Origin of the sequence: Sphingomonas sp. LH128 (assembly GCF_000293195.2) — a bacterium.
Taxonomy (GTDB): Bacteria; Pseudomonadota; Alphaproteobacteria; order Sphingomonadales; family Sphingomonadaceae; genus Novosphingobium; species Novosphingobium resinovorum_A.
Map to the genome: position 1 here is coordinate 13,655 of NZ_ALVC01000362.1, position 15,814 is coordinate 29,468.

Annotated in this window: 13 protein-coding genes; 10 read left to right on the top strand and 3 right to left on the bottom strand. The window is 65.6% G+C overall.

Features of this window, described 5'->3' with window-relative positions:
* Window positions 1-224: 224 nt before the first annotated feature.
* On the bottom strand, window positions 225-1,592 hold the full coding sequence (locus LH128_RS24960) for a putative O-glycosylation ligase, exosortase A system-associated (RefSeq protein ID WP_037521252.1): 1,368 nt from the start codon (window positions 1,590-1,592) through the stop codon (window positions 225-227).
* Window positions 1,585-1,794 carry a hypothetical protein gene (locus tag LH128_RS24965; RefSeq protein ID WP_008832474.1) on the bottom strand — a complete coding sequence of 70 codons (210 nt, stop codon included), beginning with the start codon at window positions 1,792-1,794 and terminating at the stop codon, window positions 1,585-1,587. Before LH128_RS24965 ends, LH128_RS24960 begins: the two co-directional genes overlap by 8 nt.
* Window positions 1,795-1,836: 42 nt before the next feature.
* On the opposite strand from LH128_RS24965, the gene LH128_RS24970 reads away from it, so the two are divergent.
* From LH128_RS24970 to LH128_RS24990, 5 genes are all read left to right on the top strand, one after another.
* Complete coding sequence (locus LH128_RS24970) at window positions 1,837-3,063, top strand: TIGR04063 family PEP-CTERM/XrtA system glycosyltransferase (RefSeq protein WP_008832475.1); 1,227 nt, start codon at window positions 1,837-1,839, stop codon at window positions 3,061-3,063.
* A gap of 35 nt (window positions 3,064-3,098) precedes the next feature.
* Window positions 3,099-5,045 (top strand): hypothetical protein, encoded by a 1,947-nt coding sequence (locus LH128_RS24975; RefSeq protein WP_008832476.1) that lies wholly within the window; start codon window positions 3,099-3,101, stop codon window positions 5,043-5,045.
* A 278-nt stretch (window positions 5,046-5,323) separates the two neighbouring features.
* Window positions 5,324-9,961, top strand: coding sequence for a glutamate synthase large subunit (gltB, locus tag LH128_RS24980; protein WP_008832477.1), 4,638 nt, complete (start codon window positions 5,324-5,326; stop codon window positions 9,959-9,961).
* A gap of 19 nt (window positions 9,962-9,980) precedes the next feature.
* Window positions 9,981-11,414, top strand: a complete 1,434-nt coding sequence (locus LH128_RS24985; protein ID WP_008832478.1) for a glutamate synthase subunit beta — start codon at window positions 9,981-9,983, stop codon at window positions 11,412-11,414.
* A 241-nt stretch (window positions 11,415-11,655) separates the two neighbouring features.
* Window positions 11,656-11,964, top strand: coding sequence for an antibiotic biosynthesis monooxygenase family protein (locus LH128_RS24990; RefSeq protein WP_008832479.1), 309 nt, complete (start codon window positions 11,656-11,658; stop codon window positions 11,962-11,964).
* A gap of 126 nt (window positions 11,965-12,090) precedes the next feature.
* Here LH128_RS24990 and ung read toward each other — a convergent pair whose 3' ends face one another.
* Window positions 12,091-12,780, bottom strand: a complete 690-nt coding sequence (gene ung, locus LH128_RS24995) for a uracil-DNA glycosylase (protein WP_037521256.1) — start codon at window positions 12,778-12,780, stop codon at window positions 12,091-12,093.
* Between the two features lie 83 nt (window positions 12,781-12,863).
* On the opposite strand from ung, the gene LH128_RS25000 reads away from it, so the two are divergent.
* The 5 genes from LH128_RS25000 to LH128_RS25020 all read left to right on the top strand — a co-directional run bounded on the left by LH128_RS25000 (window position 12,864) and on the right by LH128_RS25020 (window position 15,748).
* Window positions 12,864-13,487, top strand: a complete 624-nt coding sequence (locus LH128_RS25000; protein ID WP_008832481.1) for a ribonuclease D — start codon at window positions 12,864-12,866, stop codon at window positions 13,485-13,487.
* A gap of 28 nt (window positions 13,488-13,515) precedes the next feature.
* On the top strand, window positions 13,516-14,163 hold the full coding sequence (gene lptC / locus LH128_RS25005) for an LPS export ABC transporter periplasmic protein LptC (RefSeq protein WP_008832482.1): 648 nt from the start codon (window positions 13,516-13,518) through the stop codon (window positions 14,161-14,163).
* On the top strand, window positions 14,160-14,687 hold the full coding sequence (locus LH128_RS25010) for an LptA/OstA family protein (protein WP_008832483.1): 528 nt from the start codon (window positions 14,160-14,162) through the stop codon (window positions 14,685-14,687). Before lptC ends, LH128_RS25010 begins: the two co-directional genes overlap by 4 nt.
* A 110-nt stretch (window positions 14,688-14,797) precedes the next feature.
* A complete protein-coding gene (locus tag LH128_RS25015; RefSeq protein ID WP_008832484.1) occupies window positions 14,798-15,229 on the top strand; it encodes a hypothetical protein in 432 nt (143 codons plus the stop codon).
* Window positions 15,230-15,262: 33 nt separating this feature from the next.
* Window positions 15,263-15,748: a hypothetical protein gene (locus tag LH128_RS25020; RefSeq protein ID WP_008832485.1), complete on the top strand. Its 486-nt coding sequence runs from the start codon at window positions 15,263-15,265 to the stop codon at window positions 15,746-15,748.
* Window positions 15,749-15,814 lie beyond the last annotated feature (66 nt).

Genomic DNA, 15,814 nt, shown 5'->3' on the forward strand with positions numbered 1-15,814 from the left:
CGGCTGACGCAGCCTTTTGCGGACATTGCGTTGTATTAACCATATGACCAATGAAGGTTAAAGGTTAATTCGTCGTAAACGCCGGATTTTCCCTTAAGTATTTCAAACGTGGTTTCCGGCGTGACGGCGCGCGAACCGCGCCATTGCTCACCAGAACGGCGGACGGTGGTTAATGTTAAGGAAGCCGCGCAAGAAAATGCAAACGATTCGAGGCGGGCCGATTCTTAACCCGCCACGGCCTTCGCTACCTGCATCGGCTGACGGCCACGGCGCACGCGCTCGGCCGGGCGCTCGATGCGCTTGAGGTAGCTCCACAGCCCGCACTGCAGCCCGATCAGCATCAGGATGAACGGCTGGAAGGCGATGCCGACGAACAGCGAGCCGATCATGTAGACGACCTGCGCCAGTTGCAGCGCCACCGCGAGCGGTGCGGCCCAGGCTTCGTCGGGTTCCTTGCGATTCTTCCAGCGACGGCGGATCATCTCCATCTGCACCACGCCCGAAAGCTGCAGCAGCAGCCACAGCGCGAAGCCGGGGATGCCCTGCTCGCCCAGCATCTCGAAGTAGCTGGAGTGGAACGCGCGGCCGGTCTCGACGACGGGGGTGCGGGTGATCGTCACGTTGCTGCCGGTGGTCTGGCTGGAGACGGTGTCGTAGGCGACCTTGCTGGACAGGTAGACCTCGAAGCCGCCGCCCATCGGATGGTCCTTCACATAGCCCAGCGTCCACTTCCACACGCCGATTCGGGTGCTGGCGGACTGGTCGGACTTGTGGTCCTCGATCGTGTTCATGCGCTGCATGTAGGATTGCGGCAGAAACGGCACGACTACCACCAGCGCCAAAGCCATGCCCGCCGAGATCAGCACCCGATTCTTCGCCGTGCGCAGATAGAGTCCGAACAGGATCGCCAGGCAGACGAGGCCGGTGCGCGCCTGCGTGCCGATCGGGATCAGTGAGCAGGCGAAGATCAGCGCACCGGTGAACAGCCAGACCTTCCAGTCGGGCGGAAAGATCGTGCCATATCGCGCCAGCCACACCGCCACCGGAATCAGCGCGATGGCGACGCAGGAGATGATCGAGCCCTCATAGAGCCCGGTGTTGTTCTCCACGAAGATGATGAGGCTGCCGTAACCGCCGCCGCCCATCGCCGTCTTCAGCCCGCCGTCGATGATCAGCGCGCTCGCCGAAAGCACCATCGCCAGCGCCACCGCCTCGATTCGCAGGCGCGTGCGCAAGGTCAGCGGCAGGAACAGCGCGAAGACCAGCGCCTTCCACACCCACGACCACTTGGTCAGCGCTTCCTCGGGATAGTCGGCCGTGAACGTGGTCATGGCGCAATAGAGCAGCAGCACGCCGATCAGGCCCTGCCGCCAGCTGAAGCGCGAATCGCGCTTGTCGTCGAACACCAGCCAGCCGAGGAACGCCGCCGAAAAGGCGATCAGCGAGATCGGCAGGCGCGTCAGGAAACCCCACGAGATGATCTGCGGCGCGACGATGTCGACGTAGAGGTAGCACAGCACCCAGAGGAACGGCCGCTTGAAGCCGAGCAGCATCATCGCCGCGAAAAAGCCGGTCAGCGCGAGGTTAAGCATCGCCGTGCGCATCCTCTTCACCCGCCGCCCGATTGACGCGCATCGGCGTGCCGGGCTTGCGGCGCGGACGGGCCTTCGAATCGCCCCCTTCCGAATCGAGGTCGGGCCGCCACAGCAAGCGCCATGCGGCGAGCAGCAGCAGTCCGTGCGATATGGCAAGGGCAAGGATGTCGACCATCGACAGCCGCGTTAGCAGCGCCAAGTTGACGGCGCGTTAAGCGTTCCCCGCTAGGAAATGCAGCTTATGACCCGCATTCTTCACGTGCTCGACCATTCGCTGCCGATCCACAGCGGCTATACCTTCCGCACGCGCGCGATCCTGAAAGCGCAGCAGGCGCTGGGCCTCGACGTGCGCGGCGTGACCGGCCCGCGCTATAACGAGGGCGACGAGGTGGTCGAGGAACACGAGGGACTCCTGTTCCACCGCGTCGGCAGTAAGGTTTCAGGCCCTCCGGTCGTGCGCGAGTGGCGTGAGATCGCCCTGTTCGCGGCGGGAATCGAGAAGGTGGTGCAGCAGTGGCGTCCCGACGTCATCCACGCCCATTCGCCGGTCCTGTGCGGACAGGCCGCGCTCAAGGTCGCCCGCAAGTACGGCATTCCCCTCGTCTACGAGATTCGCGCTTTTTGGGAGGACGCCGCCGTCGGCAACGGCACCGGCAGCGAGGGTTCGCTCAAATACCGCCTCACCCATGCGCTCGAAACGCATGTGGTGCGCAAGGCCGACGCGGTGGTGACGATCTGCGAGGGGCTGCGCGCCGACCTCGCCACGCGCGGGATTCCCGAGGACAAGATCACCGTCATGCCCAATGGCGTCGACCTTGCCCTGTTCGGCACGCCGCTGCCGCGTGACGAGGCGTTTGCCGCGCAGCTCGGCTTCGACGGCCCCGTGATCGGTTTCATCGGCAGCTTCTATGACTACGAAGGACTCGACGTCCTGATCGACGCGATGCCCGCTCTCGTTGCCCGCCAGCCGCGCGCCAAGCTGCTGATGGTCGGCGGCGGCCCGCGCGAGGAGGCCCTGCGCGCACAGGCGGCAGCCTCGCCCGCAGCCGGGGCCATCCACTTCGTCGGCCGCGTTCCGCACCACGAGGTGGACCGCTACTACGCGCTGTGCGACGTCATGGCCTACCCGCGCAAGAAGAGCCGCCTGACCGACCTCGTCACGCCGCTCAAACCTCTCGAGGCGATGGCACAGGGCAAGCTCGTCGCTGCCAGCGACGTGGGCGGCCACCGCGAGCTTGTCACCGACGGCTTGACCGGAGTGCTGTTCACCCCCGACGATGCATCCGCCTGCGCCGAGTCGCTGGCACGGCTGCTCGATGCCCGTGACGAGTGGGAATCCTACCGGATTGCGGGCCGCAAGCACGTGGAAACCCGGCACGATTGGGCCGAGAATGCCCGTCGTTATCCTCTCGTTTACCAAATGCTGGCAGCAAAGACCGATCAAGCAGGGCTGGGAGCCGCCGCGTGAGCACAGGTCCCGGTTCAAGACATAAGGGTAATGCAGTGGCCGACACCAAGCTCACCATCGAGAGCGGCACCGAGGGCGCGGGCGCCAACGCGGGAACCGGCGGACAGCCGATCACGCGCCACCCGCTGTTCCCGGCGATCGTCGCACTGTGGTTCGGCGCGCTCGCCGGGCTTGGCAGCGTGATCGTCAGCTCCTCGACGATCGAGGGACTGGTGCTGGCGCTTGGCATCGACAAGGTGATCCCGATGGCCGCGCCGCCGCTCGGCACGACCATGCGCATCCTGCTGGCGCTCGGCATGACCGGCCTCGGCGCTGCGATCGGCGGCCTGATCGCCCGGCGCATCGCCCGCCCCGCCGCCCTGCCCGCAACCGACGCCGCCGAAGGCGATGAGATCGAGCAGGCCGCCGCCGCACCTGCGCCGACCGCGCGTCGCCGCCGTGCCCTCGCCATCGAGCCCGAAGCAGCCCCCGTCGCCGAAGAGCACGCACCGCTGCCCGGCGCACCGACCGACCCTCGCATCCTCAACGTCGCCGATTTCGACATCGACAGCTTCGACGAAGGCCACGACCAGCCCGTGTTCCGTCGCCCGGTGGAAGCCGCCGCCATCGACAGCACCGCCGACGATGCCGACGAGGACGACAACCTGCCTGCATGGCTCGATGCCGAAACCGCCTGGCGCGAGCCCGAATCGACGTTCGGCGCCGATCGCGGCGTGTTCACGACGCCTCCCGGCGCACAGATCTTCAAGGCCGAACTCGACGCCGCCGAGGAGGCCGCTCGCGAATACGTCGAAGCGCCCGTCGGCAGCCGTCTGTTCGAAGCCTATTCACGTGAATTCTCGCCCCGCAGCGACGTAAAGGCCGATGCGGCGCCGGAAACGGTCGAAGATCCTCTGGCCGGCGCCACTTCCAGCCTCGAAAGGGCCGCGCCCGGCTTCAAGCTGCTGCCGCGCCTGCCGCAAGGCGACTGGGACACGCCCGAGGCCGAATTCGAAGCGGAAGAAGCGCCTGCGTGGTCCGTACCGGCCTTCGCGGCACCTGCTGCGAAAGAATCGCCTTCTGACCAAGCGCCCTCCGGCATCGAGATCGTCGCTTTCCACGAAGAGCCCGCGCCCTTCGCGGCTCCCTTCGAAGCGGAACCGGAAGCTCCGGTCGAAACTTTCGTTGATGCCGTGGAGGAACCGCGGTCGAGCGCCCGCATCGCCGATGCCGACCTCGGCTCGCTGTCGCAGGTCGAGCTGCTCGAACGCCTCGCGCTCGCCATGGAGCGCCGCCGCGAGGATGCGCGCCGCGCCGCCGAGGCAGCCGCCGTGATCCCGCAGGCCATCGTCACGCCATTCGCCGCGCCGATCGTCGAGGCCGAGCCGGAAGCGAAGGACGGTTACGTAGACGCTCATCCGCCGGAACCCGCCCCGTCGTGGCCCGCCGCCGTACCCAGCGCGCTGCGCCCGATCGCGCTCGATCCGATCGACGATGCCGTCGAGCCGCTGGAAGGCTTTGTTCCGCCCCGCCACATCGGCCTCACCTCGAGCGAAGAGCGCCCGGGCTTTGACGAGCGCTTCGACCCGCACGCGGCCATCCCCTTCCCCAGCAGCCCGTTCCCGCACACCGCCTTCGAGGCGGAACCGGAAGCCGCTGAAGACGAGGAAGAGGACTCGGTCCTGCAGCAGGGCTATGCCTCGCTGTTCAATCTTTCGCGTCACGCAGCCGTCCGCAAGCCGTTCCTCCAGTTCGGCGACCCCGACGAGGCAGGCGACGAGATCGCCCATGCCACCCCGGTGGACTCCGCCGAGGAAATCCAGGAGGAAAGCCAGGAATTCGCGCCGTTCGGCCGCCCGGTCCTTCTCCCCGACCCCACCGGCGAAGCTCCGGCGGACTATGAGGAACGCCCCTTCGACGCCCCGCGCAACGATCCGGAGGCCACCGAGCGCGCCCTGCGCGCGGCGCTCGCCACGCTGCAGCGCATGAGCGGAGCGGCCTGAAACCGCCCTTCGACCACCTGAAGCGGATTCGAAAACCCCCGTCCGGCGCAATCCGGGCGGGGTTTTTGATAATAAAATGCCGGGAAATCCGTCATCCACGCCATCTTGCTGCGCAGCTAGCCGTGTTCGCCATTGCAAAACGGTCCCTGAATCGTCATGGGGACCGTGGGGTCACTATGCCGCGTGGGGTCGTTCGTACGATTCGGTGCGAATCCGCAGGCATGCCCAGTGATCCCCTGCCAAATGGCGCCAAAAAAACACAGGATGGGTTTATATCGATGGGATTTCCTAAGCCCCAGGGCCTCTATGACGCGCGCAATGAACACGACGCCTGCGGTGTGGGCTTCGTCGCCCATATCAAGGGCCAGAAAAACCACGCGATCATTACCCAGGCTCTGGAGATTCTGAAAAACATCGACCACCGCGGTGCGGTGGGCGCCGACCCCTTGCTGGGCGACGGCGCTGGTATTCTCACCCAGATTCCCGATGCGCTGCTGCGCACCTGGGCCACTTCCGAGGGCCTCGAACTGCCGCAGGCGGGCGACTACGCGGTCGCCATGTGCTTCCTGCCGCAGGACGATGCCGCGCGCGAGATGATCGTCTCGATCTTCGAGAAGTTCATCAAGAAGGAAGGCCAGCACCTGATCGGCTGGCGCGACGTGCCCGTCACGCTCGACGGCCTCGGCAAGACCGTGCTCGAATCGATGCCGGTGATCCGCCAATGCATCGTCGGGCGCGGTGAAAGCTGCGCCGACCAGAACGCCTTCGAGCGCAAGATCCTGGCGATCCGCAAGCAGACCCAGAACCCGCTGGCAGCGCTGGCCGAGAAGCATGACATGCCGGGGCTCACCGAGCTGTACATGCCCAGCTTCTCGACTCGCACGATCGTCTACAAGGGCCTGCTGCTGGCGACCCAGGTGGGCTCGTTCTACGACGACCTGCGCAACCCGGAATTCGTCTCGGCCCTCGGCCTCGTGCACCAGCGCTTCTCGACGAACACCTTCCCGAGCTGGAAGCTGGCGCACCCGTTCCGCTTCATGGCGCACAACGGCGAGATCAACACCGTTCGCGGCAACGTGAACTGGATGAACGCGCGCCGCCGCACCATGGAATCGGAGCTGCTCGGCGCCGATCTCGACAAGATGTGGCCGCTGATCCCGCACGGCCAGTCGGACACCGCGTGCCTCGACAACGCGCTCGAACTGCTGATCGCGGGCGGATACTCCATGGTTCACGCCATGATGATCCTGGTGCCCGAGGCATGGGCGGGCAACCCGCTGATGACCCCGGAACGGCGCGCGTTCTACGAATACCACGCCGCGCTGATGGAGCCGTGGGACGGCCCCGCCGCCGTCGCCTTCACCGATGGCCGCCAGATCGGCGCCACGCTGGACCGCAACGGCCTGCGCCCGGCGCGCTTCCTCGTCACCGACGATGACCTGTGCGTCATGGCGTCCGAGAGCGGCGTCCTTCCGATCAAGGAAGACAACATCGTGCGCAAGTGGCGTCTCCAGCCCGGCCGCATGCTGCTGATCGACTTCGAGGAAGGCCGCATCATCGAGGACGAGGAGATCAAGACCAAGCTGGCCGAGGCCGAGCCCTACGAAGAGTGGCTCGACCGCACGCAGTACAAGCTGGCCGATCTCGACGTGATCGAACCCGAACTGGCCGAGCTGCCCAAGCCCACCGGCACGCTGCTCGATCGCCAGCAGGCGTTCGGCTACACGCAGGAAGACACCACGCGCTTCCTCGAACCGATGGCCGTAAACGCCGACGATCCGCTGGGTTCGATGGGCACCGACACGCCGATCCCGGTGCTGTCGCACAAGTCGCGCCTGCTCTACGACTACTTCAAGCAGAACTTCGCGCAGGTCACCAACCCGCCGATCGACCCGATCCGCGAGGAACTGGTGATGAGCCTGGTCACCATGATCGGCCCGCGCCCGAACCTGCTGGGTCATGACGCCGGCACGCACAAGCGCCTCGAAGTCAGCCAGCCGATCCTGACCGACCTTGGCCTTGCCAAGATCCGCTCGGTGGAGGCCGCGCTCGACGGCGCGTTCCGCACCGGCACCATCGACATGACCTGGGACGCCAAGACCGGCGCCGCAGGGCTTGAGCTGGCGATCAAGGAAATGTGCTGGGCCGCGACCGAAGCGGTGCTGGCGGACAAGAACATCCTGATCCTGTCGGACCGCAGCGTCGGCCCGGACCGCATCGCCATGCCCGCGCTGCTGGCGACGGCCGCCGTCCACCACCACCTCGTCCGCCAGGGACTGCGCATGCAGACCGGCCTTGTCGTCGAAACCGGCGAAGCGCGCGAAGTGCACCACTTCTGCGCTCTGGCGGGCTACGGCGCCGAAGCGATCAACCCTTACCTCGCGCTCGAGACCATCGAGGAAATGCGGGTGCGCAAGAACCTGCCGGTCTCGGCCGAGCAGGCGGCGAAGAACTACGTCTACGCCATCGGCAAGGGCATCCGTAAGGTCATGTCCAAGATGGGCATCTCGACCTACCAGTCGTACTGCGGCGCGCAGATCTTCGACGCGGTCGGCTTGTCCACCGCGTTCGTCGATAAGTACTTCTCCGGAACCGCCACCACCATCGAGGGTGCGGGCCTTGCCGAGATCGCGGAAGAGACCGTGCGTCGTCACGATGCGGCTTACGGCGACAACCCGGTGTTCAAGAACATGCTCGACGTGGGCGGCATCTACGGATCGCGCGTGCGCGGCGAGGAACATGCCTGGACCAGCGAGAACATCGGCCTGCTCCAGCACGCCGTGCGCGGCAACGTGCCCGAGAAGTACCGCGCCTTCGCGCAGACCATCAATGACCAGTCGGAGCGCATGCTCACGATCCGGGGCCTGATGGACTTCGTGCCCGGCCAGTCGATCCACATCGACGACGTCGAGCCCGCCAGCGAGATCGTGAAGCGCTTCGCCACCGGCGCGATGAGCTACGGTTCGATCAGCTGGGAAGCGCACACCACGCTGGCCGTGGCGATGAACCGCATCGGCGGCAAGTCGAACACCGGCGAAGGCGGCGAAGACCCCAAGCGCTTCAAACCGCTGGACAACGGCGACACCATGCGCTCGTCGATCAAGCAGGTTGCTTCGGGCCGCTTCGGCGTCACCACCGAGTACCTCGTCAACGCCGACGACATCCAGATCAAGATGGCGCAGGGCGCAAAGCCCGGCGAAGGCGGCCAGCTCCCGGGCGACAAGGTCGACAAGACCATCGGCGCGACCCGTCACTCGACCCCGGGCGTCGGCCTGATCTCGCCGCCGCCGCACCACGACATCTACTCGATCGAAGACATCGCGCAGCTCATTCACGATCTCAAGAACGTGAATCCGACCAGCCGCGTCTCGGTCAAGCTGGTGTCCGAAGTGGGCGTGGGCACGGTTGCGGCTGGCGTCTCCAAGGCGCGCGCGGACCACATCACGATCTCGGGCTACGAAGGCGGCACCGGCGCTTCGCCGCTGACCTCGCTGACGCACGCGGGCTCGCCCTGGGAGATCGGCCTCGCCGAAACCCAGCAGACCCTGCTGCTCAACAACCTGCGCAGCCGCGTGGTGGTCCAGGCCGACGGCGGCCTGCGCACCGGCCGTGACGTCGCGGTTGCCGCGCTGCTCGGCGCCGAGGAATTCGGCTTCGCCACCGCGCCGCTGATCGCGGCGGGCTGCATCATGATGCGCAAGTGCCACCTCAACACCTGCCCGGTGGGTGTCGCCACGCAGAACCCGGTGCTGCGCGCGCGCTTCACCGGCCAGCCCGAGCACGTCATCAACTACTTCTTCTTCGTGGCGGAAGAACTGCGCGCGATCATGGCCGAACTCGGCTTCCGCACCATCCCCGAGATGGTCGGCCGCGTCGATCGCCTCGACATGAAGAAGGCCATCAGCCACTGGAAGGCCAAGGGCGTCGATCTCTCCAAGGTGCTCTACCAGGCACCGCTGGGCGACGGCCCCTCGCTGGGCTGGAGCGAAGTGCAGGACCACGGCCTCGAACACGCGCTCGACAACGCGCTGATTGAGGGCGCTGCCGATGCTCTGGAAAAGCGCGAAGCCGTCCGCATCGAAAAGCCCGTCATCAACGTCAACCGCACGGTCGGCGCGATGCTCTCGGGCGAGGTGGCGCGTCGCTACGGCCATGACGGTCTGCCCGACAACACGATCAACGTGAAGCTCACCGGCGTCGCCGGCCAGAGCTTCGCCGCCTGGCTTGCCCACGGCGTCACGCTCGACCTGACCGGCGATGCCAACGACTATGTCGGCAAGGGCCTGTCGGGCGGCCGCGTGATCGTGCGCCAGCCGAGCCACGTGAACCGTGACCCGCTCAAGAACATCATCGTCGGCAACACCGTGCTTTACGGCGCGATTTCCGGTGAGGCGTTCTTCAACGGCGTCGGGGGCGAGCGCTTCGCGGTCCGCAACTCGGGCGCGATCGCGGTCGTCGAAGGCTGCGGCGACCATGGCTGCGAGTACATGACCGGCGGCGTCGTGATGGTGCTGGGCAAGACCGGCCGCAACTTCGCGGCGGGCATGTCGGGCGGCATCGCCTATGTCTACGACGAGGACGGCGAGTTCGCGAAGCTGGTCAACCCCTCGATGGTGGACCTGCAGCCGATCTCGGCCGAAGCCGACGAGGACGAAGGCACGGGTCGTCCCCAGCAGCGCACCGTCTCGGTCCGCGACCTGGGCATGGGCGACATGCTGCGCCACGATGCGGAGCGCCTGCGCATCCTGCTCGAACGCCACCACCTGCACACCGGCTCGAAACGAGCCCGCGCCTTGCTCGACGACTGGGCAACCACGCTGGGCAAGTTCGTCAAGGTGATGCCGCGCGACTTCGCGAAGGCCCTGCGCCAGCAGGAGGCTGAACGCCTCGAAGCCGCCTCGGTCGCAGCAGAATAAGATTTAGGAACGTATCACAATGGGCAAGGAAACCGGCTTCCTCGAACTCGACCGCAAGGACCGCACGTACGGTCCGGTCGAGGATCGCCTCAAGAACTACAACGAGTTCGTCGTCCCCCTCTCGCCCGAGGCGCTGAAGGCACAGGCGTCGCGCTGCATGAACTGCGGCGTGCCGCACTGCCACACCGGCTGCCCGGTCAACAACATCATCCCGGACTGGAACCACCTGGTCTACGAGGACGATTTCAAGAACGCGCTGGAAGTCCTCCACTCGACCAACAACTTCCCCGAGTTCACCGGCCGCATCTGCCCCGCCCCGTGCGAGGCCGCATGCACGCTGAACATCATCGACGAGCCCGTGACCATCAAGTCGGTGGAATGCGCGATCGTCGACAAGGGATGGCAGGAAGGCTGGATCACGCCGCAGGTGCCTGAGAAGCGCACCGGCAAGTCGGTCGCCGTCGTCGGCTCCGGCCCGGCGGGCATGGCCTGCGCCCAGCAGCTGGCGCGCGCCGGTCACTCGGTCACGCTGTTCGAGAAGAACGACCGCGTCGGCGGGCTGATGCGTTACGGCATCCCCGACTTCAAGATGGAGAAGCACCTCATCAACCGCCGCCTCGTGCAGATGATGGCGGAAGGTGTGGAGATCAAGACGTCGGTGGAAGTGGGCGTCACCGTCTCGGTCGCCTCGCTCAAGGAGAACTTCGACGCGGTGGTCTTCGCCGGCGGCGCGGAAGACCCGCGCCCGCTCGCGATCCCCGGCTTCGAGCTTCCCGGCGTGCGCTACGCGATGGAGTTCCTGACCCAGCAGAACAAGCGCAACGCCGGCGACGACGAACTGCGCGCCGCCCCGCGCGGCACCCTGTCGGCCACCGGCAAGCACGTCATCGTCATCGGCGGCGGTGACACCGGTTCGGACTGCGTGGGCACCTCCAACCGCCAGGGCGCCGCTTCGGTGACCCAGTTGGAGATCATGCCCAAGCCGCCGACCATGGAAGACAAGGCGATGTCGTGGCCGTTCTGGCCGCTCAAGCTGCGCACCTCTTCCAGCCACGAGGAAGGTGCGACCCGCGACTGGGCCGTGCTGACCAAGCGCGTCATCGGCGACAACGACGTCAAGGGCCTCGAATGCGTCCGCGTCGAGTGGAAGGGCGGCAAGATGCAGGAGATCGAAGGCAGCGAGTTCACGCTCGAAGCCGACCTGATCTTCCTCGCCATGGGCTTCCTCGGCCCGCGCAAGGCCGGCATGCTCGACCAGTCGGGCGTCGAACTGGACGCGCGCGGCAACGTGAAGGCGAACGTCTTCGAGTACCGCACCAGCGACGAGAAGATCTGGTCCTGCGGCGACATGCGCCGCGGTCAATCGCTGGTCGTTTGGGCGATTCGCGAAGGCCGCCAGTGCGCGCGTTCGGTGGACGAGGCGCTGATGGGCGTGAGCCAGCTGCCGCGCTGATTTGCGGCGTTGCCGGATTGAGAGGGGGCGTGCCGCAAGGCGCGCCTCTTTTTCGTTGCGCCTTGCCTCTGGGGCTTCGACAAGCTCAGCCTGAGCGGAATTTAAAGAACGGCTCCAACCCGCTCAGGCTGAGCTTGTCGAAGCCCTCGCCGCACGCATCACGCCCGCGCGATCACTTCTCCCGCCGCCTTGACCCCGAACCCATCGCCCGGCTCTCTCCGCACCCAAAGGGAGACCCGTCATGCTGCTCGAAATCGCGGAAATCGAAGTGCGTCCCGGAGCCGAAGACCAGTTCGCCAGCGCCATGCGCGATGCCGGGATAGCCCACCTCGCCACCTGCGAGGGCGTCGTCTCCGCCCGCTTCGGGCGCGGGGTGGAGAACCCCTCGAAGTTCACCTTCAACGTCGTGTGGACATCGATGGAAGCCCACCAGAACGCCCGCACGCTCGAAGCATTCGGCAAATTCCGAGCCTGCTTCGGCGATCTTTCGATCAGCGGCGCAATGAGCCACTACGTGATGGACGAGGCGGTAGAGGGCCGTTCGGCCTGATTCGTCGTCCCGGACTTGATCCGGGACCGCTGGCCGTGAACAGTCGCCCTCACAGCGCACACCGGCCAGCTTGAGCCTAAAGACAGGCACCGGTCCCGGATCAAGTCCGGGACGACGAATTCGGAATCACCAGTCGATCGTGCCGCGCCCATGCTCCGCGAGAAACGCATTGGCCCGGCTGAAATGCCCGCAGCCGAAGAATCCCTGATAAGCCGACAGCGGGCTCGGATGCGGCGCCGTCAGCACCAGATGATGGCTCTCCATGAGCCCCGGCACGCTCAGCGCCTTCTTCTTCGCATGGCTGCCCCACAGCATGAACACGCAGGGCTCCGCCTTCGCCGCAACGGCCGCAACGGCCGCGTCGGTGATCGCTTCCCAGCCGCGCTTCTGGTGCGAACCGGCCTGCCCGGCCTCCACCGTCAGCGCGTTATTCAGCAACAGCACGCCCTGCCGCGCCCAGTGCTCCAGATTGCCGTGCCCCGGCGCGGCGACACCGCAGTCGGTCGCCAGTTCCTTGTAGATGTTCACCAGCGAGGGCGGCACTTTCACCCCCTCCTGCACCGAGAACGACAGGCCATGCGCCTGCCCCGGCCCGTGGTAGGGGTCCTGCCCCAGGATGACCACGCGCACCTGATCGAGCGGGGTAAGTTCCAGAGCCCGCAGCCGGGTGCCGCGCGGGGGATAGATCACCTTGCCCGCCGCTTCCTCGGCCTTGAGCCAGCCGCCCAGCCTGCGCGCCTCGGGGGTGGCAAGCACCGGCCCCAGCGCGGAAGCCCAGCTCTCCGGAACGGCCTGGACGTCCTGTGTTGCCGACATGCCCTCAACCTTTCCGAAAAACCCGCGCGGCAGTGCGCGCGCCATTGCGAAACCGCCAGCCAGTCCCTAAGCATTTTCGGATCATGGCTGTCCATCTCCACGAAGAAGATCTCCCCGAAGGCGTGCTCGCGCCGGGTCCCGTCGCTATCGACACCGAGACCATGGGCCTCATCACCGCCCGTGACCGGCTCTGCGTCGTGCAGATTTCGGACGGCAAGGGCGACGAGCACCTCGTCCGCTTCAAGCCCGGCAGCGATTACGCCGCACCGAACCTGAAGGCCGTGCTGGCCGATCCGGCGCGCCTGAAGCTGTACCACTTTGCCCGCTTCGACCTCGCCGCGATCGAGCACTACCTCGGCGTAACCGCCGCGCCGGTGTTCTGCACCAAGATCGCCAGTAAGATGGTTCGCACCTACACCGACCGCCACGGCCTGAAGGACCTGGTGCGCGAACTGCTTGGCAAGGAAGTGTCCAAGCAGCAGCAGTCGAGCGACTGGGGCGCCCCTGAACTGACCGAGGCTCAGAAGGACTACGCCGCGTCCGACGTGCGCTACCTGCATGCGATGCACGAAATCCTCGTGGTGCGTCTGGCGCGGGAGAACCGCACCGAACTCGCCCAGGCCTGTTTCGATTTCCTTCCGGCGCGCGCCCGGCTGGACCTTGCAGGCTGGCCGGACCACGACATCTTCAGCCACGAAGCAGCCTGACCCGTCCACGGGAGTTACCTGAAACGCCATGTCCGTCGAAGCTATCAAGATCCAGAACCGCCGCCGGCACTTCGCCGCGCCCGGTGGCTCGCATGATCGGCTCGTCGGGCTGCTGGCAAAGGTGCTCCCGGCGGGTATCGGCCTTGTCGCCGCCGTGATGATTCTCGTTCCGCTGTCCCCGCGCGGCGAGATCAGCTTCCTGCTCGACCGCAACAAGGTTGCGATCACCAGCGAACGCTTGCGCGCGGACGATGCCGCCTATCGCGGCAAGGACAACAAGAACCGCGACTTCACGGTCAATGCCGGAACCGCCGTGCAGAAGAGCGCGACCACGCCGATCGTCGAGATGCTGGGCCTCAAGGCCCTGATGAACCTCAACGACGGCCCGGCCGAAATCGTCGCCCCGCGCGGCGCCTACAACTACGACAGCGAGCAGATCGCAATCGATGGTCCGGTCAACTTCGCCGCTCCCGACGGGTACAAGATGACCACGCGCAATGTGGCCATCGATGTGAAGCAACAGACCGCCGTGGGTACAGGGGGTGTCGATGGCACTGTGCCGACGGGCACCTTCCGTGCAGACTCAATGAAAGCCGACCTCGAGAACCGCACTGTGACCCTCGAAGGCAACGCCCGCCTGCGCATGACGCCGGGCAAACTCAGGATACCGCAATGATCGCCGCCCCCCGCATGCTCTACCGTACCGCACTGGTCCTGCCGGTGCTGGGCCTCGCCGCCCTTGCCGGGTCGCAGCAACTGGGCGCGCAGGTCTTCAACGGTCACAACTCCAACGCCCCGGTGGACTATGCCGCCGACCGCATCGAACTGCAGGACAAGCAGGATCGCGTAATCCTGTCCGGCAATGTCGACGTGAAGCAGGCCGAACTGCGCCTGCGCGCGTCGCGCACGGTGGTGAACTTCACCAATCAAGGCTCGATGCAGATCCAGCGCATCACCGCGAGCGGTGGCGTTGTCGTCTCTCGCCCCGACGAAACCGCGACGGGTGATGTCGGGGTCTACGACTTCAACCAGCGCATCATCACCATGACCGGCAATGCCACGATCAAGCGCAGCAACGGCGACGTGCTGCGTGGCGGCCGACTGGTGGTGGACCTCAATAGCGGCGTCTCCTCTGCCTCGGCCGGACCGAATGGTCGGGTATCCGGCACGTTCTCGGTGCCGAAGCAGAAGGGGAACTGAGCCTGCAAAGGCTTACTCTCAATTAAGAATATTTAACCTAAATGGCGTTTTCCTACACAATTTGAGATGCGTATCTGGATAAGGGTTCCGTTCCAAGCCGAGGAGCCCCAATGCCCACCAGCCCTATCCAGATGCCTTCGGGCTATGCGACCGCCTTCGCTATCGGTTTCACCGATGGAGAAAGCAGCAGTCTGTCCTTAGTGGAAAACGGCCGCCCCCTGCCGGTCACGACGCTGTCGGTTTCCACCCCCGAACCTCTGACTGGCACCACGGCGACCAGCACATCGACTGGGCCATTCCTTCCAGCGCCGGGAAGACCGGTATTCATTACCCTGACAGGGATCTGGCAAGGTTCCGCCACCCTGCTCCGTTCTATCGATGGCGGAGTGACGCAGCAGCCCCTGACGCTGGGGGGCGATGCCTGGGGCACTTTCTCGCAAAATGTTTGTGAGCCGGTGTGGGAGGAATTCGAAAGCGGTGCTGCTCTCTACCTCGCGATTACCCTGACTTCGGGGTCGTTAACCTATCGGGTCGCGCAATAGCCGACGCAAACTTTTCCGTAGGAGAGACGATCCATGCCTATCGATATCCTTGCGCGCGGTGCGAACACAGCCCACCGCCAAAACCTTGCTTCCAAAGCGCCGCGCAAAGGCGCCTCACTGATCGGAATGGATAGCGGCGGAACCGTCCGAGACCGCATAAACTGGGTCACACCTGAATCATTCGGGGCCATCGGCGACGGCAATGTGGCCAATGCCTCGATTGATACGTCTGCGCTTCAACAAGCAGTGAAATCGGGCAAGCCGGTTCTGCTTCGGCCTGGCGCAATCTACCAGATCAATGCCGAGATCAGGCCCCCTGACGGTACGGACCTTGTCATAAGCGGGCATCGCAACACGGGAGACAAGCAAAGCGTCCTGAACGCTGCCCCCGGATTCAAGGGCTGGATGCTGAGACCAAAGGCGTCCTATGATATCCGCGACGTAAAACTCAATGGCAACAATCTCGATGGCTGCTATCTGATTGGCAGCCCCGATGCCGCATCGGCGGGAATCGTGTAGCGCGACGATTACGGAGTCCGGTCGGCGTCAATTATGATGGCCGGTAGGCGGCCGCGCCGGTTGGTG

Bases quoted from the DNA above. Each gene is read 5' to 3' on its own strand.
- LH128_RS25020 (WP_008832485.1), top strand. From the start codon at position 15,263: ATGCCTATCGATATCCTTGCGCGCGGTGCGAACACAGCCCACCGCCAA.
- LH128_RS24985 (WP_008832478.1), top strand. From the start codon at position 9,981: ATGGGCAAGGAAACCGGCTTCCTCGAACTCGACCGCAAGGACCGCACG.
- LH128_RS24970 (WP_008832475.1), top strand. From the start codon at position 1,837: ATGACCCGCATTCTTCACGTGCTCGACCATTCGCTGCCGATCCACAGC.
- LH128_RS25000 (WP_008832481.1), top strand. From the start codon at position 12,864: ATGGCTGTCCATCTCCACGAAGAAGATCTCCCCGAAGGCGTGCTCGCG.
- gltB (WP_008832477.1), top strand. From the start codon at position 5,324: ATGGGATTTCCTAAGCCCCAGGGCCTCTATGACGCGCGCAATGAACAC.
- lptC (WP_008832482.1), top strand. From the start codon at position 13,516: ATGTCCGTCGAAGCTATCAAGATCCAGAACCGCCGCCGGCACTTCGCC.
- ung (WP_037521256.1), bottom strand. From the start codon at position 12,780: ATGTCGGCAACACAGGACGTCCAGGCCGTTCCGGAGAGCTGGGCTTCC.
- LH128_RS25015 (WP_008832484.1), top strand. From the start codon at position 14,798: ATGCCCACCAGCCCTATCCAGATGCCTTCGGGCTATGCGACCGCCTTC.
- LH128_RS25010 (WP_008832483.1), top strand. From the start codon at position 14,160: ATGATCGCCGCCCCCCGCATGCTCTACCGTACCGCACTGGTCCTGCCG.
- LH128_RS24960 (WP_037521252.1), bottom strand. From the start codon at position 1,592: ATGCTTAACCTCGCGCTGACCGGCTTTTTCGCGGCGATGATGCTGCTC.
- LH128_RS24990 (WP_008832479.1), top strand. From the start codon at position 11,656: ATGCTGCTCGAAATCGCGGAAATCGAAGTGCGTCCCGGAGCCGAAGAC.